We start from the raw sequence: 26,349 nt of genomic DNA, 5'->3' as shown, positions 1-26,349 counted from the left end.
TTGCTCACTGAATATTGCTCCCCGCACGGCTTGGATGCGGGAGTCAGAGAATTTTGATGCTTCGGGTGCTAGCTAGGCAGCGTCGACATTCATGCGAAGGTCGCACGCTAGCAGCGATGGACTGTTGGATTGGCGCGGGTAATCTTTGCGTGCATCCAGTCCGTTACGTCAGGCAGGCACCAAGCAACGGTTCCTTCGGACAGGTGGATCGGCGAAGGGAAGTGCCCTTCTTTGATCATCTTATAAATCTGTGAGCGAGACAGGCCGATCAGATGTCTGAGCTCGGGCATACGAATGAAGCGAATTACTTCTTTGTTTGTGTGTTTGGCTTTGCTTACGTCTTGGATTGTCATTGCGGCCCTCTTATTGCCGGCGCAAATGCCGGATGCCGCACATGATGCGCGTTTATTTTGTGTATATCAATCAATAACTTATATGATTTTTGCGACAAAAATAAGAGGAGCGTGAGCCGCTAAGAAAGCATTGCGTCTTCTCTCTTTATCCCCCTGTGCAGTGATGTACGGACGTTCTTTAAGCGTGATCCGGTCGGTTTCCGCGTGGTAGGCCGAAACGCAATGCGTTACTCGGGTGGACAACGTGATGACACGTTGTGGCGTAGGAGTTTTGTTTTGAGAGATGTCTGGTTTGAGGACCAAGCAAACCTACGTTGGGGGTAACTTTGGGGGTAACATCAAAGACTGCGTTGCTTTGATCCGCATAAAACGGCCAATAGCAGTCATAATGCGAGTCCACCCATACCACCATGCCTTTTCATGTTCTTGAAGAGGCAAGCCTTCCTAGCATTTCCGCAGCTAATGGTGGCCTACAGCGCCTTCGACAGCCTTGAAGTGTTCTGGATTGAACTCGGTTTTGCGGGATTTTAGAAGCGCAAGCAATTCGGATCGTCGGGTCGGGCCGAGGGGGGCATAAGCATTACTAACTTTGACCCAGTCAGTCACGAAGTCGTGCCACAGCGAGCGTTGATCATCGCTGTTGGGTTGCAATCTTAAAATTAGCGACAACCGATCCCAGTGGCCGAGTGCGGCAAAGAACTCCCGAAGACTCTCCCGAGCCTCCGGCTTCGCTGGTAGGGATTGGATGACGTAGGTCGCCCGGTCCAACCCAAATCGAATTGAGCCGCGTCTCACTGAGATGGTGAGCAGGCTAAGCACCCGGGTGCCACCGCTCGTGATCAGCTGGACCAACTCTTGGTCTGAGATTTCACCGTTGGCTTTAAGGATGCCTCTGAGGCAGTGCATGCGCGCAACGCTTCTCGGGTGCGCCAGCCACCGGCGCATCGCCACCAGATCCTGCTCGTGGGCGACATCTGCCAGCGATATCAAAGCGCCAAGAGTGGGGCTATCGCCATCGTGATCGAGCACATCGCGCCAACGCTCGGCAGCGTCCTCCGCGAATCTCTCGCGAAGAAGAAAGGCCGAGAGAGACCGAACGCCAGCGGAGCGGTCACACAAGGCCTGACAGAGCAAGTCGTAAGATAGCGGCTCGGTCGACTTGGCCATCGCATGCAAGGACTCCCTCCGAGTTACTGGGTGCGCGGCACTTAAACCCTGCCTAGCGAGGTCGAGGGCGCGAGAGGCGCTGCAATGGGCCTGTGCATGGCGGAGCGCATGTAGAGCAATCGTCGGGTTTGGATCACGGATGGCCGCATCGAGAACGTCGATGGGTGGAGGGGTCTCGGCATTGAGGGCAGCGTCGTAAGCCCACAAGCGGACCGTTGAGTTCTCGCTACCCAGCATCCTAAGTAGCAAAGGCCACTTGGCTTCTTTGAGCACCCAGTTTTCTACATGCTCATGAAGCCACTCCCCTGGGACGCGTGTGCGGGATCGCAGCCGTATTACCAGCGGCCAGACTTCGAGTATGTCGTCATCAGAACAAAGCTCCAGCAGCCTTACGACGGCATCTTGAGCAGCAAACTGGACCTGAGGCACCCAGTCCGCGCAGCGGATGAGTGCAGCGGCAAGGGTCAAGCGACCAGGGAACTGGGGGAGCAGCCACAGCACCTTCTGGCGAATCCGGCCATCGGTGTGGCCTGCTACCAAGAACAAAAGTGGCTGGCGCAGCTCAGGGCTGATCTTCGCCCTCGTTGTTCGTGGCACGGCGTCTTCCGGCCAGCGTCGATATGGCGATCCGTAGTAGCTCCTAAGCCGCTCGTCCACATCGATCAGCTTTGACGCGTGCATGCTGGCGAGGTAGTCACTGGCCCGTTGGCGGAATCCAGAGTCATCGACCGGCAGGGCAAACGTTTGGAAGCAGTCGTTGAGAAGGGTCTCCAGATAGGAGGGGTCGCTGCCACCGCTTAGAAATCTTTCCCATATCATCGAACGATCGCCATCCTTAAGCGGTACGTGTCTGCCAAACAGGCAATGAGCAGCTTGCGCTAGCCGCGTGCTTCTGGCAACGACAGTTGGTTATGTTTGATCTTGCCCGGATTCAGGGCGGGCGGAATAGTGATTCCGGAGAGCGTTGAAAGGCATGCCGGTGATTGCGAGCGGTTGGCGGACTGCTCTACCCGAGCGAAAATTTCTGACTCAACTTTCCCCGGCCACCGATGATTTCACGACCGCGCAGGCTGGGTTGGCGTGATCTGTGGTGGCTATGCTTCCTCTCCACCCATAACCACCATGTGTCTCCAGGTCTCTGGGACACCTCCAAGCTTCCATACTTTTCCTGGCCTCATCGGCACGCGAACGCTGCGCGTTTCCAGTGCTCGATCGCTGCCCGATCCACGCGAAACAGACCACCCGGCTGCGGACGGGCTTGCTACGCCCCGGGCGATAGGCGGGCGTCGAGTGTCTCCAATGCATCGTGGCTAGCGCAGTGGCTACTACCCGGCGCGGATGACGGTCTCCAGATCGTTGCTAGTTTCAACGCGTGGACGTTCGTCCACCTGCTCGGCTGCCGGCGCTCGAGCCATCGTTTGATTTTGAAAAGACGGATGCGGACCGACAAATTCGTTGGGAGCCTGCGGAGCACCATGGATATCGAGGTCGGATCACCGACCGGACACTGCGTCGCGATGAGGTGTCATCGAGCGTGTTCCCGCATCGTCGCTTGCATGTCGCGGGATCCATCGCCAGCCCGATGCCGTTCGGCGGCAGTCCCACCATGAAGTCGTCGGCGTCATTCCATGATGTTGCCCAGAGCCAATTTTCCCCTGTCCATGCTGACCAAGCGCGAGCAGGAGATCCTGCGCCTGATCGCTCGTGGCATGAGCTCGCTCGCCATTGCCACGGCGCTGGGCATTTCCATCCACACCGTGCGGCAGCACCGCACCAACATGCGCAGGAAGATGGACATGCGCCATCCCAGTGCGCTGGTCCGCTACGCGATTCTCCATCTCGGCGAGCGGCGCGCGGACGATCCGCAAGGTTGCCGCCACGACCTGCTCAGTTCGCGCGAGCGGGAAATCTGCCAGCTGGTGGGCAAGGGCCTGTCGAACGACGACATCGCCACTCGCCTGCGCATCAGTCCGCTCACGGTGCGCAAGCATCGACAGAACGCCATGCGCAAGTTCGGCGCGCAGAGCACGGCCGACTTCATTCGTCGCGTGGCCGACGCCTTCGTCGATTGACCTGCCAGGACGAGTTCTCTCCATTGGCGGATCGCTTCTGTTCCATGGGCATGCGCATCACGTCGTCGACGGTGAGGAAAAGTGAGCGCTCGGGCGCGAATTCAAGCTCGCTTGGTGACGCCTCAAAAAACGACGTGGAGGAGGCCGCAAGGGCGACGCGCTAGAATACGCGGATGCATATCTTCAAAGAATTCCATATCGAAGCGGCCCACCGCCTTCCGAACGTGCCGCCGGGCCACAAGTGCGCGCGCCTGCACGGTCATTCCTTCCGCATCGAGATCCATGTGGAGGGAGAGCCCGACCCTACCCTGGGCTGGGTGATGGACTTCGCCGACGTCAAAACGGCCTTCGCGCCGCTGTTCGATCAGCTGGATCACCATTACCTCAACGATATCGAGGGCTTGGAGAATCCCACCAGCGAGATGCTGTCGCGCTGGATCTTCCAGCGCTTGGCGCCGTCGTTGCCCGGACTGGACAAAGTGGTCGTGCATGAAACTTGCACCTCCGGGGCAAGTTGTAGCCGTGACAGTTTTTGACGCGTCGCAATAAGTCATCGTGCTCGCGTAATCGCTTGGTAATCTTGAATTTTTGATGACATGCGATTCCGTTCAGCGAAAATATATTGCATTGCACAAAACGACTTGGTAAGGTACGTCTCACTACCCCCATCCCGTCGAGGGACCAAGTCATGACGCAGCAACTGAATTCCCAGGTTTTTGCCTACGCCAAGCAGCTGGCCGACAGCGCTTTCAAGGCACAGTCCGTGGCTTTCAAGGGCCTGGAGCAGGTCGCCGAACTGCAGATCCGCGCACTGGAAAAGCAGTCCGAAGCTGCGGCCGATTTCTTCAGCGGCGCCCTCGAAACCCGCGATATCGATGGTTTTCGCGTGCTGTGGGAAAAGGCGGCTGCCGCCGGTCGTGAAAACGCCGAGCGCGCCGTCTCCGTGACCCAGGAAATCATCGCCGTGACGCAGAAGACCGCCGAGTCGCTCAGCGCGCTCGTGCAGGAACAGCAGCTTGCTGCCAATGACGCCGTGGCCGCTCCGGTCGCTGCCGTCAAGAAGGCCGCTGCTGCCGCTTCGAGCAAGTAATCAAGTAAGACCGCTTATCGGCGCAGCGTTTCTTCCCCCCAGTTGCGTCAAAGGGCCGGACGGTTGTCCGGCCCTTTTTCTATGCGCAATTTCTCGCGACTCCGTCGTTTTATGTGAACGGATCGGCCTCTGGACAAGATGTCGCGCCGGGCGCGACTTGTCGCTGTAAATGCCTCGCTGATATACTTTTTGGGATTGGACCGTGGCCCGCAGCTGGTTCGGTGCCGCCTTGAGCGAAGCCGCGCGGGAACATCACGTGATCAACAGTCTTGCTTCCGGTCGTCGTCTGGCACTGCGCATTATTTTGCTGCAGCTGGCCGTGGCGGTGGCCGTCGGTCTCACCTTCCTGATGCAGGGGCCCCGCGAAGCGCTGGCGGCCACTGCAGGCGCCGCCCTGGTGGCGCTGGGTTCCGCGCTGCTGGCGTGGCGCTCCTTCAAGGGATTGGGTGGCGGAGGCACGGCCATGTGGCACGTGTTGTCAGGTTTGATCCTGAAGTGGATCGTGATCTTCGGAGGGCTGATCGCGATCCTGGGTCAATGGAAATTACCGCCACTAGCTGCCATCACGGGGCTGGTGGCTGCTTACGCAATAAATCTGCTGGCGTTCAGATTCAAGGGCTAACACATGGCAAGCGAGCCGCAGGGCGGACTAACTGAGTACATCCAGCATCACCTTCACCACTACACGGTGAGTCTGGGTGACGGCGACTTCATGAAGATCCACGTCGACTCGCTCGTCGTGTCCTTCGTGCTGGGTGCCCTGTTCTGCCTGTGGTTCTGGCTGAAGGCCCGCAAGGCGACCTCGGGCGTGCCGTCCAAGGGCCAGGCCTTCGTCGAGATCATCGTGGAGTTCGTCGACACCCAGGTGAAGGACACCTTCCACGGCGACCGCCGCACGGTGACCCCGCTGGCGCTGTCGATCTTCATGTGGGTCGTGTTCCTGAACACGATGGACTTGTTGCCGCTGGATGCGCCCGGCTGGGGCGTGAAGGCCGTCGCTGGCGCCGAAGTCGCGCATCACACCTTCTTCCGCTGGGTGCCCACCGCCGACATCAACACCACCATGGGCCTGGCCCTGGCCGTGTTCTTCATCGTGCTGGCGCACGGCATGAAGGCCAAGGGCGTGGGCGGTTTCGGCTGGGAACTGATCACGGCGCCGTTCCATGCGGACAACGTGGCGGTCAAGATCATCCTGATGCCGTTCAACCTCGCGCTCAACGTGATCGAATACCTGTCTAAGCCGGTGTCGCTCGCCATGCGACTGTTCGGCAACATGTATGGCGGTGAGTTGGTCTTCATGCTGATCGCGGGCCTGTTCGCGGGCTGGATCAGCTTCCTGCCAGGCGTGCTGTTCAACTCGGTGTGGGCGATCTTCCACATCCTGATCATCCTGCTGCAGGCGTTCATCTTCATGATGCTGACGATCGTGTACATCGCGACCGCGCGTGAGCATCACTAAGTTTCGCTTCGTTTCAAGTTTCGCTTCATCTTGCTTGTTCTAACCAACCCGTTATCGATTCACAGGAGAACACCATGGAACTCATCGCACACGTGCAGGGCCTGACCGCCATTGCCATCGGCATCATCATCGGCCTCGGCGCTCTGGGCGCTTGCTTGGGTATCGCCATCATGGGTTCCAAGTTCCTCGAGTCCGCTGCCCGTCAGCCGGAGCTGGTGCCGCTGCTGCAGGGCCGCATGTTCCTGCTCGCCGGCCTGATCGACGCTGCGTTCATCATCGGCCTGGCCGTGGCACTGCTGTTCGCCTTCTCGAATCCGCTGATCAGCGCCCTGCCGCACTAAGCCTTCGTTAGGCCGCGAGGCCAATCGGAGCGGGTTATGTGGCGCCGCGGCGATTTAACGCCGCGGCTTCACGTCAACTTCAACGTGTTCGGGAGTATTTGGAAAGCTCATGGATATCAATCTGACTTTCCTGGGCCAGATGGTTTCTTTCGCCATCCTGGTCTGGTTCACCACCAAGTTCATCTGGCCGCAGCTCAATCACGCGATTGAGGAGCGCCAGAAGAAGGTTGCCGATGGTCTGGCCGCCGCTGAAAAGGCGCGCGCCGAACTGAAGGACGCCGACGCCAAGGTGGCCGTCGAAATCAAGCAGGCTCGTGCGCAGGCCAACGAGATCATCGAGCGTGCCCAGAGCCAGGCCAACCAGATCGTGGACAAGGCTCGCGCCGAAGCCGTGACCGAGGCCACGCGCCTGAAGGCCGCCGCTGCCGAGGAAATCGTCAGCATGCAGCAGCGTGCGCGCGAAGAACTGCGTGGCTGGGTCGGCCGTCTGGCGGTCCAGGGCGCGGAGAAGATCGTGCAGCGCGAAGTCGATGCCAGCGCCCACAAGGCGATGCTCGACCAGCTCGTGGCCGAGATCTAAGTCATGACCCAGGCAATCACCCTCGCCCGTCCGTACGCGCGTGCTGCCTTCGAGCTGGCCCATGGGGCCGGCTCGCTCGGCGCATGGTCGCAGGCGCTGGCCTTTGCCGCGGAAGTGGCGAAGGACCCGCGCGTGGCCGGTTTCGGCAACGATCCGCGCGTGACGGCGGACCAGCTGGTCGCGTTGCACCTGCCGCAGGGCATGGCTGCCGACGCGCCGTTTGCCCGTTTCCTGGGTGAGCTGGCCGAGCACCGTCGCATGGCGCTGCTGCCGGAAATCGCCGCGCTGTTCGAGCAGTACAAGCGCGAATCCGAGTCGCAGCTGTTGGTGAAGGTGACCAGTGCGTTCGCTCTGGATGCCGCCCAGGCTGACCAGCTGAAGGCATCGCTCAAGCGTCGCTTCAAGCGCGAGATCGAACTGGAAACCCAGGTCGATGCCTCGCTGCTCGGTGGCGTGGTGATCGATACCGGCAGCGAAGTGATCGACGGTTCGGCCCGCGGTCGTCTGGCGCGCATGACCCGCGCGCTGACGGCTTAAGTTTCACGCGACTTCGTGTCGCGAACAGCAAGACCGGCCATCCATGGCCGGACAATGAATTTAAAGCGAAGTCCGTTTCGCGAAGTGTCACGCCAGCATCGGCGGGCTCTTCAAAAAAGACTCAAATCTCAGGATATCGACCCATGTCCAGCTCCACCTTGAACCCGTCCGAGATCAGCGAACTGATCAAGACCCGCATCGAGCAGTTCAAGCTCGGCGCGGAAGCACGTAACGAAGGCACCATCATCAGCGTGTCCGACGGCATCGTGCGCATCCACGGCCTGGCCGACGTGATGCAGGGCGAAATGATCGAACTGCCGGGCAACTCCTATGCGCTGGCGCTGAACCTCGAGCGTGACTCGGTGGGCGCCGTGGTGCTGGGCGAATACCAGCACCTGCGCGAAGGCGACACCGCCAAGACCACCGGCCGCATCCTCGAAGTGCCGACCGGTCCGGAGCTGCTGGGTCGCGTGGTCGATTCGCTGGGCAACCCGATCGACGGCAAGGGCCCGCTGAACGCCAAGACCAGCTCGGCCATCGAAAAGGTCGCGCCGGGCGTGATCTGGCGCAAGTCGGTCGACCAGCCGGTGCAGACCGGCTACAAGTCCGTCGACTCGATGATCCCGATCGGCCGTGGCCAGCGCGAGCTGATCATCGGCGACCGCCAGACCGGCAAGACCGCGCTGGCCATCGACGCGATCATCAACCAGAAAGACTCCGGCATTAAGTGCATCTACGTGGCCATTGGCCAGAAGCGTTCGTCGATCGCCAACGTGGTGCGCAAGCTCGAAGAGAACGGCGCGCTGGCCAACACCATCGTGGTGGTGGCTTCCGCTTCCGAGTCGGCTGCGCTGCAGTACATCGCGCCGTATTCGGGTTGCGCCATGGGCGAGTACTTCCGCGACCGCGGCGAAGACGCGCTGATCATCTATGACGATCTGTCCAAGCAGGCTGTGGCCTACCGCCAGATCTCGCTGCTGCTCAAGCGCCCGCCGGGCCGCGAAGCCTACCCGGGCGACGTGTTCTATTTGCACTCGCGCCTGCTCGAGCGTGCGGCTCGCGTCTCCGAGGAGTACGTCGAGAAGTTCACCAACGGCGAAGTGAAGGGCAAGACCGGTTCGCTGACCGCGCTGCCGATCATCGAAACGCAGGCCGGTGACGTGTCCGCGTTCGTGCCGACCAACGTGATCTCGATCACCGACGGCCAGATCTTCCTGGAAACCGACCTGTTCAACGCCGGCATCCGCCCGGCCGTGAACGCCGGTATTTCGGTGTCGCGCGTCGGTGGCGCTGCCCAGACCAAGATCGTCAAGAAGCTGTCCGGCGGCGTGAAGCTGGCCCTGGCGCAGTTCCGCGAGCTGGCTGCGTTCGCGCAGTTCGCCTCGGACCTGGACCCGGCCACCCGCGCCCAGCTGGATCGCGGCCAGCGCGTGACCGAGCTGATGAAGCAGGCGCAGTACTCGCCGCTCTCGATCGCCGAACTCGCGCTGTCGGTGTACGCCGCCGAGAAGGGCTACCTCGACGACCTGCCGGTCAACAAGGTGCTGCCGTTCGAGAAGGGCCTGCACGCCTTCATGCACCAGAACCACGGCGAGCTGATGAAGAAGATCGTCGCCACCGGTGACTGGAACAACGACATCGAAGCCACCTTCAAGTCCTCGCTCGACGAGTACAAGAAGACCGGCAGCTGGTAAGCAGTTAAGGGTGTACGGCCGTCCAGACGGCCGTACCGCACTCCGGTCGACCGACCGGGATCGCACTAACCCAGATAGGTTGAGGCAAACGTGGCAAGCGGACGCGAAATCAAAACCAAGATCAAGAGCACGCAGAACATGCGCAAGGTGACGCGCGCGCTCGAGATGGTCTCGGCCTCGAAGATCCGCAAGGCGCAGGATCTGATGAAGGCGTCGCGTCCCTATGCGCGTGCCATGCGCAAGGTGATCGCGCACGTGGCCCAGGCCAGCACCGATTTCAGCCATCCGTTCCTGCTGGAGCGCGAGAAGGTGCAGCGCGTCGGTTTTCTCGTCGTCAGCACCGACCGCGGTCTGTGCGGCGGCTTGAACTCGAACCTGTTCCGTCGCCTGCTGCCGATCATTCGCGAGTGGCAGGACAAGGGCGCGGAGATCGACGTCGTTGCCGTCGGCCAGAAGGCAACGCAGTTCTTCCGTCGCATCAAGGGCGTGAACCTGATCGGCAGCGTCACCCACCTGGGTGAGAAGCCGAAGGTGGAAAGTCTGATCGGCGTGATCAAGGTCATGCTCGATGCCTACACCGAAGGCAAGCTCGATCGCGTGTTCCTCGCCCACAACGATTTCATCAACACCATGACGCAGAAGCCGGCGGTCCACGCGCTGCTTCCGCTGCCGGTGGTGGCACAGGAAATGGTCAGCGGCGAAGGCAAGCCGAACTCGCCGGATTTCCCGGTGGCCGGCCTCAAGCTCGAGCAGAAGCACGACTGGGATTACATCTACGAACCCGATGCCGCCACCGTGCTCGAGCATGTGCTGGGTCGTTACATCGAGTCGGTGGTGTACCAGGGCGTGCTGGAAAACCTTGCCAGCGAGCATGCCGCGCGCATGGTCGCGATGAAGAGCGCATCGGACAACGCCAACAAGGTGATCGGCGAACTGACGCTGATTTACAACAAGGCGCGTCAGGCGGCGATCACGCAGGAAATTTCCGAGATTGTTGGTGGTGCCGCGGCTGTATAAGTGCAGGCATCCCTGCCTGCAAGAGCAGATCAAAAAGCGGCCATCCATGGCCGCGAGTAGTTAAAGCGATCATCCATGATCGCGAAGATCAAAAAGCTGCCATCCATGGCAGCACTTTTAAACTAAGAGCGACGCACTAGCGGCGCTTGTAACGAACCTAAAAGATCCATCCGGAGCACATCCATGAGTCAGGGCAAAGTTGTACAGATCATCGGCGCGGTCATCGACGTGGAATTCGCACGCGATCAGGTGCCGCAGGTTTACGACGCGCTGAAAGTCGACGGCACCGACATCACGCTGGAAGTCCAGCAGGTGCTGGGTGACGGCATCGTCCGTACGATTGCCCTCGGTTCCACCGACGGCCTCAAGCGCGGCCTCGTGGCGCGCAACACCGGCGAAGGCATCAAGGTGCCGGTCGGCAAGGCCACGCTGGGCCGCATCATGGACGTGCTCGGCAATCCCATCGACGAAGCCGGCCCGATCGGCGAGCAGGATCGTTGGGTCATCCATCGCGAAGCGCCGAGCTACGACGACCAGGCCACCTCGAACGACCTGCTGGAAACCGGTATCAAGGTGATCGACCTGGTGTGCCCGTTCGCCAAGGGCGGCAAGGTCGGCCTGTTCGGCGGCGCCGGCGTCGGCAAGACCGTGAACATGATGGAACTCATCAATAACATCGCCAAGGCGCACTCGGGTCTGTCCGTGTTCGCCGGCGTGGGCGAGCGTACCCGCGAGGGCAACGACTTCTACCACGAGATGAAAGACTCCAACGTGCTCGACAAGGTGGCCATGGTCTACGGCCAGATGAACGAGCCGCCGGGCAACCGTCTGCGCGTGGCGCTGACCGGCCTGACCATGGCCGAGTACTTCCGCGACGAGAAGGACGCCTCGGGCAAGGGCAAGGACGTGCTGCTGTTCGTGGACAACATCTACCGCTACACGCTGGCCGGTACCGAAGTGTCCGCATTGCTCGGCCGCATGCCGTCCGCCGTGGGTTACCAGCCGACGCTGGCCGCGGAAATGGGCGTGCTGCAGGAGCGCATCACCTCGACCAAGACCGGTTCGATCACCTCCATCCAGGCCGTGTACGTGCCCGCGGATGACCTTACCGATCCGTCGCCGGCGACTACCTTTGCTCACCTTGATGCGACCGTGGTGCTGAGTCGTAACATCGCCTCGCTGGGTATCTACCCGGCCGTCGATCCGCTGGACTCGACCAGCCGCCAGCTCGATCCGGATATCGTGGGTGCCGAGCACTACGACGTGGCCCGCCGCGTGCAGGGCACGCTGCAGCGCTACAAGGAGCTCAAGGACATCATCGCGATCCTGGGCATGGACGAGCTCTCGGAAGACGACAAGCAGGCCGTGTCGCGCGCCCGCAAGATCGAGCGCTTCTTCTCGCAGCCGTTCCACGTGGCCGAAGTGTTCACCGGCTCGCCGGGCAAGTACGTGCCGCTGAAGGAAACCATCCGCGGCTTCAAGATGATCGTGGACGGCGACGTGGACCACCTGCCGGAGCAGGCGTTCTACATGGTCGGCGGCATCGACGAGGCCATCAAGAAGGCCGAGGAAATGGGCGCCAAGAAGGCCGCCTAAGCGGCCTCTGGGAAATAGAGAAGAGTGAAGGGTGAATAGGGAATAGCAACTGCACAGTGCGCTAGCGCGCCTGCTCTCCCCATTCACCATTCACCACTCCCCCTTTACTCGAGCGTAGCGAGAAAACCATGAGTCATACCCTCCGTGTCGACATCGTCAGCGCCGAAGCCGAGATCTTCTCCGGCGACGCGCAGCTCGTGGTCGCCACCGGCGAGATGGGCGAACTGGGCATTGCGCCCCGCCATGCGCCGCTGATCACCCGCCTGAAGCCCGGCCACGTGGACGTGGTGCTGGCCAATGGCGAGCGTCAGCAGTTCTGGGTGTCCGGCGGCATCCTGGAAGTGCAGCCGCAGGTCGTCACCGTGCTGGCCGATACCGCCGCACGCGCCTCCGACCTGGACGAAGCGGCCGCCCAGCGCGCCAAGCAGGAAGCGGAAGACGCCCTGGCCAATCGTACCGACGCGGTCGAGATCGCCGAGGCGCAGGCCAAGCTGGCCGAGGCCATCACCCAGCTGCAGGCGTTGGAGCGTCTGCGCAAGACGCTCAAGCACTGAGCGAACTGCCCGGGCAGCACCCCGCAGAACGCCGGCCCTGGGTCGGCGTTTTTGTTTATGCTGAGGCAAACAGCAAGGGGGCAACAGCATGGGTACGAGGCGTCAGCGCGGTGGATGGAAATGGTTGCCAGCGAGCCTCGGCATCGCGCTGGCTGGCTGTGCCAGCGTTCCGCCGACCGTTCCGGCCAAGCCGGCCGTCGAGGGCGACACCTCCTATCGCGCTGCGCAGAAGGACGATCTGCAGCACTACCAGCTTGCCCTGGGCCAGGTCTCGACCGGTGCCGTTCCCTCGCATCACCCGGCACCGGTCTACCCCGACGCATTGCTCGACCAGCGATTGCCGCCGGAGGAAGTGGAGGCACGCCTGGTGGTCAACGAAGAAGGCAAAGTGGCCGAGGTGCGCATCGCCGACGAAGAGCGCGCGGATGCGCACACCAGGCTCTTCGATGATGCTGTGCGCGCCGCCGCCATGCAGTGGACGTTCGAGCCCTTGCGCATCAATCAGTGGGCGTCCGACGCCAACGGCAACACGCACGAAGTCAGCAGCGAGGCACGTCCTTTCAGCCTGGACTACGTGTTCCGCTTCGCCTGGAAAGACGGCAAGCCGGTCACCGACGCCGGCGTGTCGCCCCGTGCCACACCATAGCCATACGGTCTACATCATCAGGCCCCTGGGGCCGCGTGCACCGGCTGTTATGCTCCGCCGCTAGTCGAAAACAGGTCCGTCCCATGCTCAAGACCACGCCACTGCACGTCATCGTTCTCGCCGCCGGCGAGGGCAAGCGCATGAAGTCGAAGAAGGCCAAGGTGCTGATGCCGCTGGCCGGGCGGCCGTTGCTTGCGCATGTGCTGGAAGCGGCGCGCGCCTTGCGGCCGCAGGCGATCCATCTGGTGTACGGGCACTGCGGCGAGCAGGTGCGCGCGGCGTTCGACGGCCAGGACGATCTGCGCTGGGTACTGCAATCGCAGCGTCTCGGCACCGGCCACGCGGTGCGCGAAGCCTTGCTGGACGTGCCGGACAACGTGACCGTGCTGGTGCTGTATGGCGACGTGCCGCTGACCCGTGCGCAGACGCTGGAGAAGCTGGTGCAGGCCGAAGGCACGGTAAGCCTGCTGGCCACGCGCGTGGCCAACCCCACCGGCTATGGCCGCGTGTTGCGCGACGGCAACTGCTTCGTGCGTGCCGTGGTGGAGGAGAAGGACGCCGACGACTCGCAGCGTGCGATCAACCTGATCAACACGGGAATCGTCGCCGCCGACGCGGTCGCGCTGAAGCGATGGACGTCCAAACTCGATCGCAACAACGCCCAGGGCGAGTACTACCTCACCGACATCTTCGCCATGGCCGCGGAAGAAAATCGCGCCGCCGCCTGCGTGGAATGCGATGACGAATACGAAGCGGCCGGCGCCAACAATCCATGGCAACTGGCCGAACTCGAGGCGCAGTACCGCTCGCGCGCGGCCAAGGCGTTGGCGCTCGATGGCGTGCGCATCGCCGATCCGTTGCGCATCGACGTGCGCGGCAAGGTCAGCGCCGGCATGGATGTCGAGATCGACATCGACGTGATCCTCGAAGGCCATGTCACCCTGGGCGACGACGTGCAGATCGGTGCGTTCACGCGTTTGAAGGATGTCTCGCTGGCGGCCGGCACCGTGGTGCAGGCCCATTGCGACCTGGAAGGCGTGGTCACGCACGGTCCGTGCACCATCGGTCCGTTCGCGCGCCTGCGGCCGGGCACGGAGCTGGCGGCGGGCGTGCACATCGGCAATTTCGTCGAGACCAAGAAAGCGAGCCTCGGCGAGGGCAGCAAGGCCAATCACCTGAGCTATCTCGGCGATACCGTGATCGGCAGCGGCGTGAACATCGGCGCCGGCACCATCACCTGCAATTACGACGGTGCCAACAAACACCTCACCGTCATTGGCGACCGCGCCTTCATCGGTTCCAACAGCGCCCTGGTCGCACCGGTGACGGTGGGCATGGATGCGACGATCGGCGCCGGTTCGGTGATTGGCAAGGACGCGCCCGACGGCGAACTCACCCTCGCACGTGCCAAGCAGGTGACCTTGCACGGGTGGAAGCGACCGCAGAAGAACAAATAGAAGCTGCGCTGGAACGCGGCGCATGGCAGTGACCGTCCGACAGGAGCGTCAAACGTATGCACAGAGCAAAAGCCCTGGCCGTTTTCCTCGGTACGCTGTTGTTGCATGGATGCGCCAGCGCCCCCGGCGATGCGGGCACGGTGTCGTTGTTCGATGCCGATGGTGCGCCGCGCTTCCATGCCTACCTTGCCTGCGTCAGCAAGACGGTGAATTGCGCCATCGTGGAAAACGCCTTCGACCGCTGGGCCGAAGCGCGCCATGTGACGCTGGATGCGGTGCCGCCGGAGAACGAAGCATTCGCGGCCAGGCCCTCGCCCGCCGCCGAACGGAACCTGCCCTATCGCGTGACGCTGCGCTACGCACCGGATCTTTCGGCACCGGATAACCCCCTGGGCGGGGGCAGCATGAAGCCGGAGATCAGTTACACCGCGACGATCCATGTGTTCGATGCGGTGACGGGCCGCCTGCTCAAGAGCGGGTCATACAAGGACCGTCAGATCATCGATGCATCGCAGGGATCGGCCAACCCATACATCGATGCCGGCGTGCGCAGTTTTATCGGACAGGTGGACCGTGCCTACGCGAAGGTCGCTTCACGCTAGCGCGCCATTTCCGCCTGTGCAAAGGCCAGTGGGACGGGGCTGCGCCACACGACTTTCGTTCGATTCGCATCGGCCCGATCTGCCTGTATAAGCTGCGTTCTTGCACAGAAGACAGGGGCGGGCGTATGCGCATTCGATGCCGTGGCGTTGTCTTGGTGGCCTTCGTGGCCGTGTTGAGCATGTTCGGTTCGCGGACGCGCGCTGGTGAAGGAGTGCGTGAGCTGCCTGCCGTGCCAGAGGGAGCGTCGGCGGCTGGTACGGACTACGCGCTGCGCACGGTCGCCTTTGGCGGCGCCAGCGTCACCCTGGTCGACGTGCACGGTGGCCTGGGCGATTGGACCAGGCCCCAGCTGGCTGACTTGTCGCCTCTGCCCGCCGCCACGCCACCCGGCAAGGATGCGGTGCAGTGGTTCTATGGCGGCGTGGCCGGCTGGATGGCCGTGCCGACGGGTTGGCGCCTGCAGCGGGCAGCCATCGGTGCCGACGCCAATGCGCGCTACACCTTTGTCGCGCCCGAGGGTGCGGCATCTGGGTGGGTAACCTACTCGGTGATACCGGCCTGCGAAGAATGCCTGCTGCAGGAGGCGGACGGCCTGCTGCCGAACGCGGGCGAGCAACTGGCCTCGCGGCATGATGCCTCGCCGGTACTGCTAGGACAGACCAATCCGGTGATGAGCTGGCAGTCGCGTCCGGACGATTGCACCGCGTTGTTCCGTTATCGCGCCAACGGCTTGACCGTGCACGCCGCGGTGCTCAGCAGTGTGCCCGTTTCTGCGCTGGAAACAGGCAAGGGCGACCTTGCGCTGGCCGATGTCTACGCCGCGCTGCCAGCGTCGAAGTCCGCGCTGGCCGACTTCATGGTGAACGGCTTCCGGCAGACGTTTCATGCCTGCCAGTCGCCGCAAGGCTGGTCGGGCTGATCAGGCGTAACGCCAGCCGTCGATTTCCACCAACAGTTCGCTGCGGCAGATGTCGCCGTGCAGCAGCAGTACCGGCACGCCGGGCAGGCGGCTTTGCAGGAAGTCGCGCACAAGTGGCGCATCGGTCGGATGCCGTACGTAGGCCTTGAGCGGCGACTGCGTGTCGAAACCGGCCGGCATGTTGGCGCTGGCCAGCAAGGTCTCGAGGTTCACCAGCGTTTCGTCCAGCTGCGCGAGCAGATCGTCCTGGTGGGCGGAGGCATGGCCGACCACGGCAGCGGTACCGGAAATCGCCAGCGCGTCCTGACCCGGCAGCGTCATCGCCCGGGCAAAGCTGGGCGGCGTACGGCCGTATTGCCGCGGATAGCGCCAGGCGCTGACCTGGCGGGGATTCTCCACCCGCCCGCCGGGTTCGTCGCAGGCCAGCAGGTAAACCTGCAGGCGTGGCGTGCTGGCGTGATGTCCGATGGCGGTCGCGGCAGGAAAGCCTTCCGCGAAGAAGTTGCCCATGCCTTCGGCGCGGCCTTCGCAGAACTGCTTGTAGCGTTCCGTATCGCCTTCGCCCTGGTTGATGTCCGCCAGGTAGTTCCAGATGCGCTGTACGTGGCATTCGCGGCGCGCGGCCACGAACGCGCAGAGCTGGTCGTAAGCCGTCGCCGCCGTTGCGCGCGGGCCGCCGTGGGTGTGCTCGTCAACGGTGATCGCCGCGAACAGCCAGCCATCGCCGCTCGCCCATTGCAGTTCGCCCAGGCGCCCGTGCGTCACCGGGCCATCGACCTGCCAGATCTCCAGCGGCGTGGGCGCGTCGAAATCTTCCAGGTCGACGTTGAGCCAGCGCGGATCGGCATGGCGCGCGGCACCCGTACCGAAGCCGAACACGGCCAGCGTGCCTGCTTCCTGCAACACCGTCTCCGGGTCGACCCACCGGTAGGACACCTGCGGCGCGCGGTGCAGCGCAGGCCTTACGTTTTCACAACCCTGAACCATGGGCATCCAACCGGAGAAACTGGGACGCTATGTTACACTGGCCGGCCTGCGGCTCTGGGGGAGAGACGCAAGAATTCAGGTACGGAAACGGCATGGCCGAGCAGAGCACCGCACAACATGAACTGGCCACGTTGATCGTGGACAGCCTCAACCTGGAAACCGTCACGGCGGACCAGATTGACCCTGATGCACCGCTTTTCGGCGGCGATCTGGGCCTGGACTCCATCGACGCCCTGGAAATTGCCTTGGCGGTGTCCAAGCGCTACGGCTTCCAGCTGCGCTCGGACAATCCCGAGAATCGCAAGATCTTCACCAGCCTGCGCACGCTCTCCGAGCACATTGAACGGCAGCGTGCCGTTTAACCAACATCGGGCATGATGCATTGCGCACGCGGCAGACTTGACGTCGTGCCGTCCCGTTGTCACGCAGGCTGAGCCACCCATGTCGTCCTTCCATCCAGCTTCACCGAAATCGACGTCGCGGCGCTGGATGCCGCTGATGTTCGGCTACCCGGTGCTGGCCATGGCCGGTGTGCTGACCCATCGCCAGGGCTTCTCGCTGGCGGCGTGCGCGTTGCTGCTCACGGTATTGATGATTCCCGCGCTGGCGACGCGTCGCCTCACGCCGTGGCTGGTCTGGACCGGCACCCTGGCGGGGATGGCGTGGCTGTGGCTGCACGGCATGGTCGGCCTGTTGCTGGAATGCGTGCCGATTGCCGTCAACGCGTTGCTGTCGTGGTTGTTCGGCCGCACCCTGCGCGCAGGCCGCACGCCGCTGATCGCCCGTTTCATCGAGGCGCTGGAAGGACCCGAACGATTGACCATGCCGGGCATCGCGCCTTATGCACGCCACCTCACCTGGTTCTGGGCGCTGCTTACGGCGGCGCAGGCGCTGGTGCTGGCCGTGCTGCTGCTGTGCGCGGAGCCGGGCGGCCTGCTCAGCTCGCTCGGCCTGGCCTCGCCGTGGCCGGTGCATGCAGGACTGGCGCAGTCGTACGTGCATGTGGGCGGCTATGTGTTGATCGCCAGCGCCTTCCTGCTGGAAAACGCGTTCCGCCGTTGGCATCTGCGGCATGTGCATCACCTTCGCCTGCATGAACTTGCGATGGGCCTGGCGGCACGCTGGCCGGCGCTGGTGCGCGGCGAGGATCCGGCATCGCGATGAATCACCAGGCTTTCCAGCGAGAATTTCGCGTGGGCGCGGATCACCCGAGCCTGCCCGGACACTTTCCCGGCTCGCCGCTGGTGCCCGGCGTGATCCTGCTCGAACAAGTCGCCCTGGCGCTGCGCGACTGGCGCGGCGAACGACTGGCACGCGTGCTGGAGGCCAAGTTCGTGGCGCCGCTGTTGCCGGAGCAGCAGGCGCAGGTCGCGCTGACCGAAGCAAACGGCCGCGTGCGTTTCGAGATTCGTCGAGGGGACGATCTGCTCGCGCGCGGTTCCATCGAGGGAACGACATGACTGAGCACTGGCAGAGTCGGCCAGAGGGCGGCGGGCGTTTTGCGCTGTGGCTGATTCGCAGCATCGCGTTGTACGGCGGCCGTCCGTTGGGCCGCCTGATCCTGTATCCCGTCACGCTGTACTTCTATCTGCGCCGCGGACCCGAGCGCGAAGCCTCGCGTCGTTTTCTCGAACGCGTGCTCGACAAGCCGGTCACGCCCTGGCATGTGATGAAACATATCCACTGCTTTGCGGCGACGCTGCTCGATCGCGTGTTCCTGCTCGCGCGTGGCGAGAAGGATTTCGATGTCACCGTCGAAGGCCTCGAAGAGCTCGAAGCCAGCTTCGCGCAGGGGCAAGGCGTGCTCCTGCTGGGCACGCATCAAGGTAGTTTCGAGGCCTTGCGCGCGCTCAGTTCGCGTCGCCCCGACACGCGCCTGCGGGTGGTGCTGGACAAGCAGAAGACACCGGCGATGACCCAGCTGCTCGAATCGCTGGCGCCGGATGTCGGCAACAGCGTCATCGATGCCTCCAAGGGCGGCCCGTCGATCACGCTCGCCATGGCCGAAGCCTGCCAACAGGGCGCGATGGTGGCGTTGCTGGCCGACCGCGGGCGCGAACACGAAGTGCTGCGCCGTACCGCCTTCCTCGGCGAGCCTGCGCCGTTCCCGGTCGGCCCCTGGCTGCTCGCGCACAGCCTGCGCGTGCCGGTGGTGTTGTGCTTTGGTCTGTACGAAGGCGGCAACCGCTATCGCCTGATCTTCGAGCCGTTCGCGGAACGCATCGAGATTCCGCGCCAGGATCGCGCCCAGGCACTGGACGCGGTGATCGCCCGCTTCGCCCGTCGCGTGGAACACTATATCCACGTCGCTCCCTACAACTGGTTCAACTTCTATGACTTCTGGCAGCAAGACGTGGACACTGCTGTGCGGCCTGATGCTGTCGCTGTGCGCGAACGCGTCGGCGCCTGAAGACGCGGCGACCGCGCGCGCCCTGGTCGCCTCGCTGGGGCGCCCTGCTCCGGCGCGCACGCCTTTTGCCGAAGCGCGCTTCATGAAGATGCTGGACAAGCCGCTGGTCGTGTCCGGACAGCTTGCCTGGCTGGGTGGCGACAAGCTCGAGCGCACGGTGGAACATCCCACGCGCGAAGTGTCGACCATCGGCGACGGCGAAGTGACACAGCAGCGCGAAGGCCGTTCGTCGCGAAGCTTTTCGCTCAAGCGCGCGCCGCAGTTGCAGCTGCTGCTCGACAGCTTCGTGGCGTTGCTGGGCGGCGATGCATCGCGCCTCGAGCAGGCCTTCACCGTGCAGCACAGCGCCGATGGCGCCGATCACTGGACGCTGACTTTGACCCCGCGCGACGCGAAACTCGCGCAGACGGTGAGCCGCATCGACATCGACGGCAGCGGCAACGAACCGCACTGCATGCGCATGCAGGAAGCCGATGGCGACGTCGCCATCGACCTGCTCGGCGCGTATGCCGCCAAGATGCCGGCGACGCCCACGCGGGACGCGCTAGCCGCTCTTTGCCAGGGCGGTTGAAGGTGCGTCGTGGCCGCCTGACGCTGCTGGTGTTGTGGCTGGCGACGCTGGCCGTGCTCGGCCTGTTCGTGACGCGGCACCTCACCGTCAGCACCGACCTGCGCAGCTTCATGCCGGCGCCCACCACGCCCGACCAGCGTCTGCTGATGGAGCAGGTGGGCGAGGGACCGGGCTCGCGCCTGCTGTTGCTGGCGATCAGCGGCAAGTCCGACGAACAAGCCGCCGCCTTGAGCCAACAGCTCGCTGCCGCCCTGCGCAAGGACGAGCGCTACGCGCAGGTGCTCAATGGCAGCTTCGACATCGGCGCGCTCGACGATGCCCTGTTGCCCTATCGCTATCTGCTCTCGCCCACGCTGGATCATCAAGCGCTGGACGCCGCGTATCTGCGCGACGAACTGGAGCAACGGCTGGACGATCTGTCGTCGCCTGCGGCGAGCATGCTGAAGGGCTTGCTGCCCCGCGATCCGACCCTGGAAGTGCTCAAGCTGGCGGAGCGCTGGTCGCCGCCCAAGTCGCCGGAGATCGTGCAGGGCGTGTGGTTTTCGCCGCAGCACGAAGCCTTGTTGCTGGTGCTGACGCACGCGGCGGGTTTCGATCCGGACGCCCAGGCGCAGGCCATCGACGGCATTCAGCGCGACTTCGACGCGTTGCCGGCGCATGCAGGCGCGTCGGTGGTGGTCAGCGGTCCAGGCTATTTCAGCGTGGTGGCAAACACGCAGACGCGCGGGCAGGCGGAATGGATCGGCCGCATCTCGACCGTGGGTTTCATCGTGTTGTTGCTGCTGGCGTACCGAAGCATCGGCTCGCTGCTGTTCTCCGCCCTGCCCATCGCCAGCGCGGCGCTGGCCGGCATCGGCGCGCTGGTGCTGCTGTTTCCGCAGGTGCATGGGATCACGCTCGCGTTCGGCTTCACCTTGCTCGGCGTGGCGCAGGAGTATCCGATCCGCGTGCTGAGCCATCGTCGCGCGGGCGAAAGTGCCGTGCAGAGCGTGCGCGACCTGTGGCCGCTGCTGCTCACCGCGATTGCCTCGGCTTGCATTGCCTATGCGGCGTTCTTCGCTTCCGGCGTGAGCGGCCTGCAGCAACTGGCGGTGTTCACCGTGACGGGCTTGCTGGTGGCGGGCTTCAGCACACGCTATCTGCTGCCGTACTTGTTGCCGGATCGTGTGCGCGACGTCGCCAACATGGGCTGGCTGATCCGTGCCCGCCGATTCGTCGACCGTCTGCCGCGACCACGCTGGATTCCCCTGCTGGTCGCCGTGGCGACGGTGCTCATGCTGGTGTTCGCGCAAGGCCCGTTCTGGCAGAACGACCTGTCGGCGTTGACGCCACTGCCGCGCGATCTGTTGCTGCGCGATGCGCGACTGCGCGAAGCGCTGGGCGCTCCCGACGTGCGTTACCTGCTGGTGCTGCAGGCGCCGGACGAGCAAGGCGTGCTGGCCCTGTCGGAGAAACTGGAGCCCGCCGTCGATGCATTGGTCGCGCGCCACGCCGTCGATGCGGTGGAGCTGCCGTCGCGCTATCTGCCCAGTGAAGCCGTGCAGCGTGCGCGGCAGCAGGCCTTGCCCGACCGCGCTGCGCTGACCCGCGCATTGGCCGAAGCGGAGCAGGGCATGCCATTTCAGTCCGGCCTGTTCTCGCCTTTCCTCGACGACGTGGAGAAGGCGCGCAGCCTGCCGTTGCTGACGCCACAGCAATTCGGGTCGTCACCGCTGGGACAGCGGGTCTCGGCGATGCTGATGCAGCGAGACGGCCATTGGCTTGGCCTTGGCACACTCAGCGGCGTGCACGATGTGGACGCGCTGCAGGCACTGGCCCGCGACAGCGGTGGCGATGTGCGCCTGTTGGACCTCAAGGGCGCCGCCGAATCGCTGGTGGTGGACTACCGGGCGCGCATTCTCCATGCCTTGCTCGGCGCCACCGCGCTGCTGGTCATCGCCATCGTGGTGGCGCTGCGCAGCGTGCGGCGCGCATGGCACGTGCTGGCGCCGATGACCCTGGCCACGTTCCTGGTGCTCGCCGTCGAGCGTGTATCGGGCGTGGAAATATCGCTCTTTCATCTGGTCGCGCTGATCCTGGCCGCGGGCCTGGGCCTGCATTACGCGCTGTTCTTCGAGCGCGATACGGGCGATGCGGCCGAACAACGGCGCACGCTGCACGCTACGCTGGTGTGTGTGCTGTCCGCCCTGCTGGTGTTCGGCATGCTGGCCTGGAGCACCATTCCGGTCTTGCGCGCGATCGGCCTCACGGTCGGCCTTGGCGTGGCGTTCCATTTCTGTCTTTCGATCCTGATGGCACCGCATGCTCGCCAAGACTGACTGGGCTCATCTGATTCCTCACCAGGATGCGATGTCGCTGCTGGATGCGGTGCTGTCGTGGGACGACACGCGCATTCACGCCATCAGCGAAAGCCACACCCTGGCTGAGCATCCCCTGCGCGGCGCATCGGGATTGCATGCGGTCCATCTTGCCGAATACGGTGCGCAGGCCATGGCAGTGCACGGCGCCTTGCTGGCGCGGTCGCGTGGCGTCGAACACGCGCGCCCCGGCCGCCTGGTGAGCCTGCGCGACATCGCGCTGGCCGTCGAATATGTGGACCCATCGCAAGGACGTTTGGACGTCCATGCGGAAAGCCTTTACGCCGATGATGCCGGCGCGCAGTATGCGTTTCGTGTCGAACAGGGCGGCCGCGTGCTGGCAAGCGGCCGTGCTGCCGTGATCCATCCCCTTTCCTGACACCGAGGTTGCCATGTCACAGGCCCACACTCCTCGCCGCGCGCTGGTGACCGGCGGCAGCGGTGATCTCGGCGGCGCCATCGCACAGGCACTGGCCCTGGGCGGCTATCACGTGATCGTGCATGCGAACGCCGGCCTGGCGCGTGCCGACGATGTTGCCGCAGGCATTCGCGATGCCGGCGGTACGGCGCAGTCGGTGACGTTCGACGTGACCGATGCAGCCGCGACACGACATGCACTGGAGTCCCTGCTGGCCGACGGCCCGATCCACGCCGTGATCAACAACGCCGGCGTGCACGAGGACAGCCCGATGGCAGGCATGTCCGAGGAAGCGTGGCGGCGTGTGATCGACGTGTCGCTGCACGGCTTCTTCCACGTCACGCAGCCCTTGCTGTTGCCGATGGCGCGCGCGCGCTTCGGGCGCATCGTGTCGGTCAGTTCGGTGGCGGCGCAGCTGGGCAATCGCGGCCAGGCGAACTACGCGGCGGCCAAATCCGCGCTGCATGGCGCCACGCGCTCGCTGGCGCGCGAGATGGCCTCGCGTGGCATTACCGCGAACGTGGTGGCGCCCGGCGTGATCGAAGGGCGCATGATCGGCGAGGAATTCCCGCCCGAACGCATCCGCGAGATCGTGCCCGCGCAACGCGCAGGCAAACCCGAAGAAGTGGCGGCGCTGGTGGCGTTTCTTTGTTCCGACGCGGCGGGCTACATCAACGGCCAGGTGATCGGCGTCAACGGCGGCATGGTTTGATGCCGGATGACGCTCAGGTCACTGCAGCGTCGAACACGATCGGACGCGAAGCACGCGAGCGGCGGTAACTTGCCAGCACGTCGCCGTGGCGAACCACCTGTCCGATGGTGTACACGGTGATGCGTGTCACGTCGCGCACCGGGCTGAAATGGCTGATGCGGAATTCGCCCTGGTAACGCGAGGCGATCGGCACCGATACCACGCCCAGGCCCTTCTCGCGTGACGCCGCAATCAGGATGGCCGCCTCGAACACGAAGTTCTCCGCCGGCAGGTCGACCAGGTCGAGCGCGGCGCGCGGATACCAGCGCTGCCCGCTCTGCGTGTCGGCCACCGGCTGCGCGCAAGCCCACGAGATGCCCCAGTCGGCCACCGCGTTGGCACGGCGGCGTCCCTTGGGTTGCTGTTCGCGTTCGAGCAGGCGCGCGCCGATCACGATGTGCTTGGGATAGCGCTGCGCCGCTGCGGCGATGCGCGGAATGTCGCTGGCCAGATGCTGGCCGTCGCCATCCATGGTGAGCACGGCATCGAAGCCCTGGCGCAATGCCTCGCGAAACCCCGTGCGCAAGCCTTCGCCCTTGCCCATGCGTTGCGGGTGGCGCAGCAGCGTCACCGGCATCTGGGCCACGATCTCGGGCGTGCGGTCGTCCGAACCGTCGTCGACCACGATGACCGGCACGCCCAGCGACAGGACGGACTGCACCACTTCGCCGATCGCCGCCTCTTCATTGAGGCAGGGAATCAGCACGCACCAGCGGACATCGGACGTATTCAAACAGCGGTCTCCAACGCAACCCTCAAGGCCAGGGTTTCGGCAGCGGCAAGGGTGCAGGCCCCTTCGCCCTTAGCGAGATTCTGCATCAGCGGCCATGCCGATGCGGCGATCGGATTGCTTTCGTACCATGCGCCGACCGCAGGCGCCGGACGTAGATCATGGCGGGCGTGCGGCGTCAGTTCGATGCCGAGGCTGACCAGCGTTCGCGGCGTCCGCATTGGCGAAAGCACCAGCGCAAAGCCGAACGAGCTGCGCGTGCCGCTCATTTCCCCGACCGGGCCGGTGCCCGCGATATCGCTGCACACCAGCAGCACCGGCCGCTGCTCGGTCATGCTCAGCGTGGCCGCTTCCAGCAGGCCGGCGCCCACCGTGGCGGCACCGGCCGAGATGGCGCTCGAGGTCGCATGGCAGCCGATGGCGATGGTCCAGTAGCCGGCGGGCGCGTTGTGCACGGAATTGTGGAAGCGCGTGGGCGAGAGTTCGGCGGGTGCGCTCGCCAGCGTGGCGCACATGTAGTCGGAAATCAGCTGATCGCCAAAGGAGGAGCCGAACACGCAGGGCAAGTCGCTCGCCGCGTGGCCGCTCATGGCCACCGCCTGGCCCGCGATCTCCACCGCCAGCAGCACGCTTTCCGGCGCGCGGCGCCGTTCGTTCGCCGGCAGGCTGGCGGCCGGCGGACGCGCGGTCGCAGCGGCCGGAGGCGCGCCATCGAGTTGCGCCTGCAGCGCGCCGAAATCGGCCAGTGCGGGCGACCACAGGCCGATGCCTTCGACGTGGATCTGCAACCTGCTCATGCCGGTGCCCTCCCGAAGGCAAGACAGGCGTTGTTGCCACCGAAGCCGAACGAATTGCTCAAGGCCACGTTGACCACGCGCTGCTCGCTCTGCAGCGCCAGTTGCGGGCCGCAGGCTTCATCGGGATGGGTGCAGCCCAGGTTGCCGGGAACGAGGTTGTGGCGAATCGCCAGCAAGGCAATCGCCGCTTCGAGGATGCCGGCGGCACCCAGGGTGTGGCCGGTGAAACCCTTGGTGGAACTGGCCCGCGTGGTGACAGGGAAGGCGCGGGCGATCAAGGCGGCCTCCACTTCATCGTTCTTCTGGCTCGCGGTGCCGTGCAGGTTGATGTAGTCCACCTGTTCGGCGTGCAGTCCGGCCCGTGCCAGCGCGTCGCGCAGCGCCAGCTCGGCGCCGAGCCCTTCGGGATGGGGCGTGGACATATGGTGGGCATCGCTGGATTCGCCATAGCCGAGCAGGCGGGGCGCGCCCGGCGCGCTATCCACGCGCTCGAGCAAGGCAAAACCCGCCGCTTCGCCGATGGAAATGCCGCAACGGGCCTGGTCGAACGGCCGGCATGGTTGGGGCGATACCAGCTCCAGCGCGTTGAAGCCGAACAGCACGCTGTCGCACAGCGTGTCCACGCCACCGACCACGGCCGCATCCGCCAGGCCGAGGCGAATCAGACGCTCGGCGCTGGCAAACACCTTGGCGCTGGAGGAGCAGGCGGTGGAAACGGTCAGGCAAGGGCCTTCCAGCCCCAGCGCCTCGGCCACGAAACCGGCCAGCGAGTGCGGCGCGTGGATCGGCGGGCGACGCAGCTCGGCCGGCATGCGGCCGTCGCTGTCGAGGTGGCGGTAGCCTTCCTCGGTCGCGCCAATGCTCGCGGTGGACGTGCCCAACACCAGCGCCACACGCGCCGCGCCGTAGCGCTGGCGTGCATCCAGTGCGCGCTCGAGGAAACCGTCCTGCTGCAGTCCCAGCCAGGCAAGGCGGTTGTTGCGGCTTTCCCAGGCTGCATGGGCGGCGGGCAGCGCGGCATCTTCGACGCCTTCGACACGGCCGATCCAGCACGCCAACGGTGCGCTGCTGAAGTCATTTTCACGTAGGCCGCCGTGGCTGGAAGACAAGGCGGCGAGATGGCTTTCGAGACCTTGGCCCAGCGCTGAAGTAACCGTATAGGCGCTGACGGCAAGGGGTTGGATCGGTCCTGACATCGCGCGAGCCTAACGAGCGACTGAAACATTTCCTAGTCTGGACAGGC

Annotated in this window: 30 protein-coding genes; 24 read left to right on the top strand and 6 right to left on the bottom strand. The window is 64.2% G+C overall.

Translation table 11 applies throughout. From position 1 onward, the window contains the following. Positions 1 to 107: 107 nt before the first annotated feature. Positions 108 to 353, bottom strand: a complete 246-nt coding sequence (locus ISP20_RS03465; protein ID WP_204634679.1) for a helix-turn-helix transcriptional regulator — start codon at positions 351 to 353, stop codon at positions 108 to 110. Positions 354 to 812: 459 nt separating this feature from the next. Next, on the bottom strand, positions 813 to 2,339 hold the full coding sequence (locus ISP20_RS03460; protein WP_204634678.1) for a HEAT repeat domain-containing protein: 1,527 nt from the start codon (positions 2,337 to 2,339) through the stop codon (positions 813 to 815). An 809-nt stretch (positions 2,340 to 3,148) separates the two neighbouring features. On the opposite strand from ISP20_RS03460, the gene ISP20_RS03455 reads away from it, so the two are divergent. From ISP20_RS03455 to ISP20_RS03380, 16 genes are all read left to right on the top strand, one after another. Then, positions 3,149 to 3,592 carry a helix-turn-helix domain-containing protein gene (locus ISP20_RS03455; protein ID WP_204634677.1) on the top strand — a complete coding sequence of 148 codons (444 nt, stop codon included), beginning with the start codon at positions 3,149 to 3,151 and terminating at the stop codon, positions 3,590 to 3,592. 173 nt (positions 3,593 to 3,765) lie between these two features. After that, entirely contained in the window at positions 3,766 to 4,128 is a 363-nt protein-coding gene (queD, locus tag ISP20_RS03450; RefSeq protein WP_204634676.1) for a 6-carboxytetrahydropterin synthase QueD, read from the top strand. A gap of 152 nt (positions 4,129 to 4,280) precedes the next feature. Then, complete coding sequence (locus ISP20_RS03445) at positions 4,281 to 4,682, top strand: phasin family protein (RefSeq protein ID WP_204634675.1); 402 nt, start codon at positions 4,281 to 4,283, stop codon at positions 4,680 to 4,682. 202 nt (positions 4,683 to 4,884) lie between these two features. After that, a complete protein-coding gene (locus ISP20_RS03440) occupies positions 4,885 to 5,304 on the top strand; it encodes a hypothetical protein (RefSeq protein ID WP_338030959.1) in 420 nt (139 codons plus the stop codon). 3 nt (positions 5,305 to 5,307) lie between these two features. Then, entirely contained in the window at positions 5,308 to 6,141 is an 834-nt protein-coding gene (gene atpB, locus ISP20_RS03435; protein ID WP_204634674.1) for a F0F1 ATP synthase subunit A, read from the top strand. Between the two features lie 74 nt (positions 6,142 to 6,215). Then, positions 6,216 to 6,482 (top strand): F0F1 ATP synthase subunit C, encoded by a 267-nt coding sequence (gene atpE, locus ISP20_RS03430; protein WP_204634673.1) that lies wholly within the window; start codon positions 6,216 to 6,218, stop codon positions 6,480 to 6,482. Between the two features lie 109 nt (positions 6,483 to 6,591). Beyond that, on the top strand, positions 6,592 to 7,062 hold the full coding sequence (locus ISP20_RS03425; RefSeq protein WP_204634672.1) for a F0F1 ATP synthase subunit B: 471 nt from the start codon (positions 6,592 to 6,594) through the stop codon (positions 7,060 to 7,062). A gap of 3 nt (positions 7,063 to 7,065) precedes the next feature. After that, positions 7,066 to 7,599, top strand: coding sequence for a F0F1 ATP synthase subunit delta (locus ISP20_RS03420; protein ID WP_204634671.1), 534 nt, complete (start codon positions 7,066 to 7,068; stop codon positions 7,597 to 7,599). 143 nt (positions 7,600 to 7,742) lie between these two features. Further along, the gene (atpA, locus tag ISP20_RS03415) at positions 7,743 to 9,293 is read left to right on the top strand and encodes a F0F1 ATP synthase subunit alpha (protein ID WP_046971227.1); all 1,551 of its coding nucleotides are present in this window, start codon (positions 7,743 to 7,745) and stop codon (positions 9,291 to 9,293) included. A gap of 90 nt (positions 9,294 to 9,383) precedes the next feature. Next, a complete protein-coding gene (gene atpG / locus ISP20_RS03410) occupies positions 9,384 to 10,310 on the top strand; it encodes a F0F1 ATP synthase subunit gamma (RefSeq protein WP_204634670.1) in 927 nt (308 codons plus the stop codon). 183 nt (positions 10,311 to 10,493) lie between these two features. After that, on the top strand, positions 10,494 to 11,906 hold the full coding sequence (gene atpD / locus ISP20_RS03405; protein ID WP_204634669.1) for a F0F1 ATP synthase subunit beta: 1,413 nt from the start codon (positions 10,494 to 10,496) through the stop codon (positions 11,904 to 11,906). 128 nt (positions 11,907 to 12,034) lie between these two features. Next, complete coding sequence (locus tag ISP20_RS03400) at positions 12,035 to 12,460, top strand: F0F1 ATP synthase subunit epsilon (RefSeq protein ID WP_204634668.1); 426 nt, start codon at positions 12,035 to 12,037, stop codon at positions 12,458 to 12,460. Positions 12,461 to 12,548: 88 nt separating this feature from the next. Next, positions 12,549 to 13,106 carry an energy transducer TonB gene (locus ISP20_RS03395; protein WP_239535296.1) on the top strand — a complete coding sequence of 186 codons (558 nt, stop codon included), beginning with the start codon at positions 12,549 to 12,551 and terminating at the stop codon, positions 13,104 to 13,106. A gap of 83 nt (positions 13,107 to 13,189) precedes the next feature. Next, positions 13,190 to 14,563: a bifunctional UDP-N-acetylglucosamine diphosphorylase/glucosamine-1-phosphate N-acetyltransferase GlmU gene (gene glmU / locus ISP20_RS03390; RefSeq protein WP_204634667.1), complete on the top strand. Its 1,374-nt coding sequence runs from the start codon at positions 13,190 to 13,192 to the stop codon at positions 14,561 to 14,563. Between the two features lie 56 nt (positions 14,564 to 14,619). Continuing rightward, positions 14,620 to 15,165 carry a hypothetical protein gene (locus ISP20_RS03385; RefSeq protein WP_204634666.1) on the top strand — a complete coding sequence of 182 codons (546 nt, stop codon included), beginning with the start codon at positions 14,620 to 14,622 and terminating at the stop codon, positions 15,163 to 15,165. A gap of 125 nt (positions 15,166 to 15,290) precedes the next feature. Next, positions 15,291 to 16,085: a DUF4850 domain-containing protein gene (locus ISP20_RS03380; protein WP_204634665.1), complete on the top strand. Its 795-nt coding sequence runs from the start codon at positions 15,291 to 15,293 to the stop codon at positions 16,083 to 16,085. Here ISP20_RS03380 and ISP20_RS03375 read toward each other — a convergent pair whose 3' ends face one another. Further along, a complete protein-coding gene (locus tag ISP20_RS03375) occupies positions 16,086 to 17,072 on the bottom strand; it encodes a chorismate transformation FkbO/Hyg5 family protein (RefSeq protein ID WP_204634664.1) in 987 nt (328 codons plus the stop codon). A 92-nt stretch (positions 17,073 to 17,164) separates the two neighbouring features. Here ISP20_RS03375 and ISP20_RS03370 point away from each other — a divergent pair, with 92 nt between their 5' ends. The 8 genes from ISP20_RS03370 (at position 17,165) to fabG (ending at position 23,540) form a co-directional block, all read left to right on the top strand. Continuing rightward, complete coding sequence (locus ISP20_RS03370) at positions 17,165 to 17,434, top strand: phosphopantetheine-binding protein (protein WP_046971235.1); 270 nt, start codon at positions 17,165 to 17,167, stop codon at positions 17,432 to 17,434. Between the two features lie 79 nt (positions 17,435 to 17,513). Then, positions 17,514 to 18,236: a COG4648 family protein gene (locus tag ISP20_RS03365; RefSeq protein WP_239535294.1), complete on the top strand. Its 723-nt coding sequence runs from the start codon at positions 17,514 to 17,516 to the stop codon at positions 18,234 to 18,236. Further along, positions 18,233 to 18,532, top strand: a complete 300-nt coding sequence (locus ISP20_RS03360) for an ApeI family dehydratase (protein ID WP_204634663.1) — start codon at positions 18,233 to 18,235, stop codon at positions 18,530 to 18,532. The genes ISP20_RS03365 and ISP20_RS03360 overlap by 4 nt, the downstream gene beginning before the upstream one ends. After that, positions 18,529 to 19,482 carry a lysophospholipid acyltransferase family protein gene (locus ISP20_RS03355; RefSeq protein ID WP_204634662.1) on the top strand — a complete coding sequence of 318 codons (954 nt, stop codon included), beginning with the start codon at positions 18,529 to 18,531 and terminating at the stop codon, positions 19,480 to 19,482. Before ISP20_RS03360 ends, ISP20_RS03355 begins: the two co-directional genes overlap by 4 nt. Beyond that, a complete protein-coding gene (locus ISP20_RS03350) occupies positions 19,406 to 20,053 on the top strand; it encodes a LolA-related protein (protein ID WP_239535292.1) in 648 nt (215 codons plus the stop codon). The genes ISP20_RS03355 and ISP20_RS03350 overlap by 77 nt, the downstream gene beginning before the upstream one ends. Positions 20,054 to 20,055: 2 nt before the next feature. After that, positions 20,056 to 22,371: an MMPL family transporter gene (locus tag ISP20_RS03345; protein WP_204634661.1), complete on the top strand. Its 2,316-nt coding sequence runs from the start codon at positions 20,056 to 20,058 to the stop codon at positions 22,369 to 22,371. Then, positions 22,355 to 22,789, top strand: coding sequence for a hotdog family protein (locus ISP20_RS03340; RefSeq protein ID WP_204634660.1), 435 nt, complete (start codon positions 22,355 to 22,357; stop codon positions 22,787 to 22,789). The genes ISP20_RS03345 and ISP20_RS03340 overlap by 17 nt, the downstream gene beginning before the upstream one ends. A 13-nt stretch (positions 22,790 to 22,802) precedes the next feature. Beyond that, positions 22,803 to 23,540, top strand: a complete 738-nt coding sequence (gene fabG / locus ISP20_RS03335) for a 3-oxoacyl-ACP reductase FabG (protein WP_204634659.1) — start codon at positions 22,803 to 22,805, stop codon at positions 23,538 to 23,540. 13 nt (positions 23,541 to 23,553) lie between these two features. On the opposite strand, the gene ISP20_RS03330 is transcribed toward fabG, so the two are convergent. Genes ISP20_RS03330 through ISP20_RS03320 form a run of 3 tightly spaced genes read right to left on the bottom strand, consistent with a single transcriptional unit; the run spans position 23,554 to position 26,302 of the window. Then, on the bottom strand, positions 23,554 to 24,312 hold the full coding sequence (locus ISP20_RS03330; protein ID WP_204634658.1) for a glycosyltransferase family 2 protein: 759 nt from the start codon (positions 24,310 to 24,312) through the stop codon (positions 23,554 to 23,556). Beyond that, a complete protein-coding gene (locus ISP20_RS03325; RefSeq protein ID WP_204634657.1) occupies positions 24,309 to 25,106 on the bottom strand; it encodes a beta-ketoacyl synthase chain length factor in 798 nt (265 codons plus the stop codon). The genes ISP20_RS03330 and ISP20_RS03325 overlap by 4 nt, the downstream gene beginning before the upstream one ends. Continuing rightward, positions 25,103 to 26,302 carry a beta-ketoacyl-[acyl-carrier-protein] synthase family protein gene (locus ISP20_RS03320; RefSeq protein WP_204634656.1) on the bottom strand — a complete coding sequence of 400 codons (1,200 nt, stop codon included), beginning with the start codon at positions 26,300 to 26,302 and terminating at the stop codon, positions 25,103 to 25,105. Before ISP20_RS03320 ends, ISP20_RS03325 begins: the two co-directional genes overlap by 4 nt. Positions 26,303 to 26,349: the final 47 nt, after the last annotated feature.

Source organism: Dyella kyungheensis, assembly GCF_016905005.1.
Classification (GTDB): Bacteria; Pseudomonadota; Gammaproteobacteria; order Xanthomonadales; family Rhodanobacteraceae; genus Dyella; species Dyella kyungheensis.
Note: the sequence above shows the minus strand (reverse complement) of the source record. Positions and strands in the feature narration are given on the sequence as shown.

What these genes read in the sequence shown, in the direction of transcription:
- ISP20_RS03465 (WP_204634679.1), bottom strand. Translation starts at nt 353, where the DNA reads ATGACAATCCAAGACGTAAGCAAAGCCAAACACACAAACAAAGAAGTA.
- ISP20_RS03460 (WP_204634678.1), bottom strand. Translation starts at nt 2,339, where the DNA reads ATGATATGGGAAAGATTTCTAAGCGGTGGCAGCGACCCCTCCTATCTG.
- ISP20_RS03455 (WP_204634677.1), top strand. Translation starts at nt 3,149, where the DNA reads ATGATGTTGCCCAGAGCCAATTTTCCCCTGTCCATGCTGACCAAGCGC.
- queD (WP_204634676.1), top strand. Translation starts at nt 3,766, where the DNA reads ATGCATATCTTCAAAGAATTCCATATCGAAGCGGCCCACCGCCTTCCG.
- ISP20_RS03445 (WP_204634675.1), top strand. Translation starts at nt 4,281, where the DNA reads ATGACGCAGCAACTGAATTCCCAGGTTTTTGCCTACGCCAAGCAGCTG.
- atpB (WP_204634674.1), top strand. Translation starts at nt 5,308, where the DNA reads ATGGCAAGCGAGCCGCAGGGCGGACTAACTGAGTACATCCAGCATCAC.
- atpE (WP_204634673.1), top strand. Translation starts at nt 6,216, where the DNA reads ATGGAACTCATCGCACACGTGCAGGGCCTGACCGCCATTGCCATCGGC.
- ISP20_RS03425 (WP_204634672.1), top strand. Translation starts at nt 6,592, where the DNA reads ATGGATATCAATCTGACTTTCCTGGGCCAGATGGTTTCTTTCGCCATC.
- ISP20_RS03420 (WP_204634671.1), top strand. Translation starts at nt 7,066, where the DNA reads ATGACCCAGGCAATCACCCTCGCCCGTCCGTACGCGCGTGCTGCCTTC.
- atpA (WP_046971227.1), top strand. Translation starts at nt 7,743, where the DNA reads ATGTCCAGCTCCACCTTGAACCCGTCCGAGATCAGCGAACTGATCAAG.
- atpD (WP_204634669.1), top strand. Translation starts at nt 10,494, where the DNA reads ATGAGTCAGGGCAAAGTTGTACAGATCATCGGCGCGGTCATCGACGTG.
- ISP20_RS03400 (WP_204634668.1), top strand. Translation starts at nt 12,035, where the DNA reads ATGAGTCATACCCTCCGTGTCGACATCGTCAGCGCCGAAGCCGAGATC.
- ISP20_RS03395 (WP_239535296.1), top strand. Translation starts at nt 12,549, where the DNA reads ATGGGTACGAGGCGTCAGCGCGGTGGATGGAAATGGTTGCCAGCGAGC.
- glmU (WP_204634667.1), top strand. Translation starts at nt 13,190, where the DNA reads ATGCTCAAGACCACGCCACTGCACGTCATCGTTCTCGCCGCCGGCGAG.
- ISP20_RS03385 (WP_204634666.1), top strand. Translation starts at nt 14,620, where the DNA reads ATGCACAGAGCAAAAGCCCTGGCCGTTTTCCTCGGTACGCTGTTGTTG.
- ISP20_RS03380 (WP_204634665.1), top strand. Translation starts at nt 15,291, where the DNA reads ATGCGCATTCGATGCCGTGGCGTTGTCTTGGTGGCCTTCGTGGCCGTG.
- ISP20_RS03375 (WP_204634664.1), bottom strand. Translation starts at nt 17,072, where the DNA reads ATGGTTCAGGGTTGTGAAAACGTAAGGCCTGCGCTGCACCGCGCGCCG.
- ISP20_RS03370 (WP_046971235.1), top strand. Translation starts at nt 17,165, where the DNA reads ATGGCCGAGCAGAGCACCGCACAACATGAACTGGCCACGTTGATCGTG.
- ISP20_RS03365 (WP_239535294.1), top strand. Translation starts at nt 17,514, where the DNA reads ATGTCGTCCTTCCATCCAGCTTCACCGAAATCGACGTCGCGGCGCTGG.
- ISP20_RS03360 (WP_204634663.1), top strand. Translation starts at nt 18,233, where the DNA reads ATGAATCACCAGGCTTTCCAGCGAGAATTTCGCGTGGGCGCGGATCAC.
- ISP20_RS03355 (WP_204634662.1), top strand. Translation starts at nt 18,529, where the DNA reads ATGACTGAGCACTGGCAGAGTCGGCCAGAGGGCGGCGGGCGTTTTGCG.
- ISP20_RS03350 (WP_239535292.1), top strand. Translation starts at nt 19,406, where the DNA reads ATGACTTCTGGCAGCAAGACGTGGACACTGCTGTGCGGCCTGATGCTG.
- ISP20_RS03340 (WP_204634660.1), top strand. Translation starts at nt 22,355, where the DNA reads ATGCTCGCCAAGACTGACTGGGCTCATCTGATTCCTCACCAGGATGCG.
- fabG (WP_204634659.1), top strand. Translation starts at nt 22,803, where the DNA reads ATGTCACAGGCCCACACTCCTCGCCGCGCGCTGGTGACCGGCGGCAGC.
- ISP20_RS03325 (WP_204634657.1), bottom strand. Translation starts at nt 25,106, where the DNA reads ATGAGCAGGTTGCAGATCCACGTCGAAGGCATCGGCCTGTGGTCGCCC.
- ISP20_RS03320 (WP_204634656.1), bottom strand. Translation starts at nt 26,302, where the DNA reads ATGTCAGGACCGATCCAACCCCTTGCCGTCAGCGCCTATACGGTTACT.